Annotated in this window: 3 protein-coding genes; 2 read left to right on the top strand and 1 reads right to left on the bottom strand. The window is 56.2% G+C overall.

Going from position 1 to position 2,637, the window contains the following annotated elements; all coding sequences use genetic code 11:
* Positions 1-637 precede the first annotated feature (637 nt).
* Positions 638-913: a hypothetical protein gene (locus AC04P6_RS05500; protein ID WP_475565618.1), complete on the top strand. Its 276-nt coding sequence runs from the start codon at positions 638-640 to the stop codon at positions 911-913.
* A gap of 138 nt (positions 914-1,051) precedes the next feature.
* Here the strand turns inward: AC04P6_RS05500 and AC04P6_RS05495 are convergent, their stop codons facing one another.
* Positions 1,052-1,879, bottom strand: a complete 828-nt coding sequence (locus AC04P6_RS05495) for a hypothetical protein (RefSeq protein ID WP_475565617.1) — start codon at positions 1,877-1,879, stop codon at positions 1,052-1,054.
* A 489-nt stretch (positions 1,880-2,368) separates the two neighbouring features.
* Here AC04P6_RS05495 and AC04P6_RS05490 point away from each other — a divergent pair.
* Positions 2,369-2,637: hypothetical protein (locus tag AC04P6_RS05490; RefSeq protein ID WP_475565616.1), on the top strand; the 269-nt coding region annotated here is incomplete at its 3' end.

Here is a 2,637-nt window from a genome sequence, read left to right as displayed (position 1 = left end):
GCTGAGGGTGCCGCTATCCGCCGCGGCCACGGAGGGCGAAGCACACAGGATGCCGAACACGAGCATCACAACGGCGGCAATGGTGACTAAGGCAGCTTTTGTGGCGGCGAGTGTTGTCGGTTTTCTCAACAAGGTGCTCATCATTCCCCCTTGCCCCGAACCTGTAGACGGCTTAATTATACAAGATGGAGGGAAGGTTCAGCATAGCGACGCATGGCTCCCGCAATTAGCGAGCTGCCAGCGGAAACGCCACAGGAAGCGTCGCAACGCTGTGAGGCAGAAAGCAACGCGAAAAGGTAACGCGATATACTACGCAAAAGAGCAAACGTCCCGCAAAGAAGAGGGGTATGGCATGTCATTGGCAATCCGTCGGTTAACAGCATCTGCACGTGGGGCCTCCTGTGCAGCAATACCATCGCTGGCCGCGTCCACACGCCAGGCAGCCGGCGGCTTGAAGGGTGACCGACTTGCAACATCTGCGCGCCGGGTAGCCTATACGTTTGGCCAGGTGACATGGGGTTTTCCGCAAAACGCAATCGGATTCGCCGTGTTGCTGGCACACGCGAGACGACCGCATTTCCACTTTCACGGGGCCGTTGTTACCACGTGGGAATCGCGCAAGGCGCTCTCGCTGGGGATGTTCATTTTCCTACATGGCTCGAGCGACCCAGCTGCCGCGCGCGACAGCGTCGAGCGGCCGCTGTTGGTGCACGAGTACGGCCATACGATTCAGTCGCTCATGCTGGGGCCGCATTACCTCACGCTCGTAGGACTGCCGTCGTTTGTGTGGATGAACGTGCCAGCCCTCGCGCGTCGGCGGGCGCGCACCGGCAAGTCATACTACGCGTTCTACACCGAGCGTTGGGCGAATCACCTGGGCGAACGTGCCCTCGGTGAGCCAGCGATCCGGTAGGCAGAGCGGAACGCCCCCGCGGACTCCCCCGCGAACGGAATACCATGCGGGGAAGCGCTCCAATCCCCGAGCAGAATGAGGGGGCAGGATTGCTCCCGCCCCCATTCAGAAACGTTTCGCCAGAAAGCGCTTCATCGATTACAGATACATCGACTCCAGTCGGGGGAACTCATTAAACGTCGTACCCTGGTACTTCAACCACTTTTGCTGCGCTTTCACCTGCGCAGCGAAGGCCTTCGGCACCTTGATGGTCTTGTACGTGTACGTGGTCGTAGAGCGCACCTCACCTTGATCGTCAGTCTCGACGCGCTTCTTCAGGAGGTCGCCATCATACGTGTTTTTAAACTCGAACTCCTGCCTCTTATAGCGTGCTGTGGCGAGATTGTCGTTCGAATCATAGGTGTACGTGTAGGTAAGTTTGCTAGAGCTGCCCTTCGTTACGGTTTTCTGCAGGAGGCCATTGTCGTCCCACGTGTACGCATCGACGTACGGTCCCGCTACCTCCTTGGCCACATAACCTGCCGCGTTGTATTTGGGGTAGATAGCATAGTTGAGAGCGCTACCATCGATCTCTTTCACGCGACCCTTTTTGTCGAGAGTGTAGTCGAATGTGCTGGTATCACCGGCATAGTCTTTCCATGTGCTGGACGTCATCCCGCCCTTTTTGTTGAAAGAGTAGACTCTGTTCGAGTAAGCCGATATTTGCCCATTCGAGTTGTATTTGACCGCAATAGTACTACCCCTAGATCCCTTGATGACTATCTTCGTGATGACCGGAATGCTCTCCGTGCTGGCCTGGGTCGAGAGGTCTTGCTGCGTGGTCAGGGCGGCGCCGTCTGCGGCAGCCAGGCTTCCGTCGTCGGCCACGGCAGCGGCGGGCGCGGCGCACAGGACGCCGAACATCAGCACCATGGCGGCTGCGAAGGCCGCGGCGAATATCGCCGGTTTCTTCAGTAATGTAGTCATCGTTCCTCCTTTTTTCTCGCTTGCACCTGCTCGTTATTATACTTGGAATTGACGGAGCAATTGTGCCTGGAGCTTCTGTTTCGCGCGCAGGTGTGTGGGCGCGTGGCTCGCGGGCGCGTGGGAGCATGCGGGTGTGTGGGCGCATGCGCGCGTGGCTCGTGAGCGCATGCAGGACCCATTCCACACGAACAGTAATTCAACCCCGGAACGCACTTATAGCTGATTGCAAGTCGATTAACTCAAGAATTACGGGGCCGACCTTGAGCCGGGCGCCATCTGACAGCGTCAGATTGTAGCTCGAATGCGGATTTTCCAGGTTTGCGCCAAGAATCGGCGTTAGTCGGTTGACAGTTTCATCAGAACAAGGGCTTTTGCAGTGGTGGATATACGAGTAAATTTCTATTAGATGCTCTGAACAGGTGTTTTACAAAACCGCCATTTAGCCAAAATCGACGGCATAAGAATCCATTAACCGACTAACGCCGATTCTTGGCGCAAACCGGGAAAATCCGCATTCGAGACCGTATTGCACAAACAAAATCTACGTTCTTTGCATCGCATTACAAAAACGAATGGCGCCATGACCGCGCGGTGTCGAACACGAACCCGCAATCGCATGATGCATGGCAGCCAACCCGTATGGCGATCTCCGCAGAAAACAGTAAATGTACTTCAACGCATCCGCCGAATCGATTTATAATTCAGCCGGGGTATGGGATGGGCACCGGAAGGCACCGCTATGAAGCTTATCATTTGCT

It is taken from the genome of Denitrobacterium sp. (assembly GCF_056180635.1).
The sequence above is the reverse complement of the archived record's forward strand: the minus strand, read 5'-3'. Positions and strand labels throughout refer to the sequence as shown.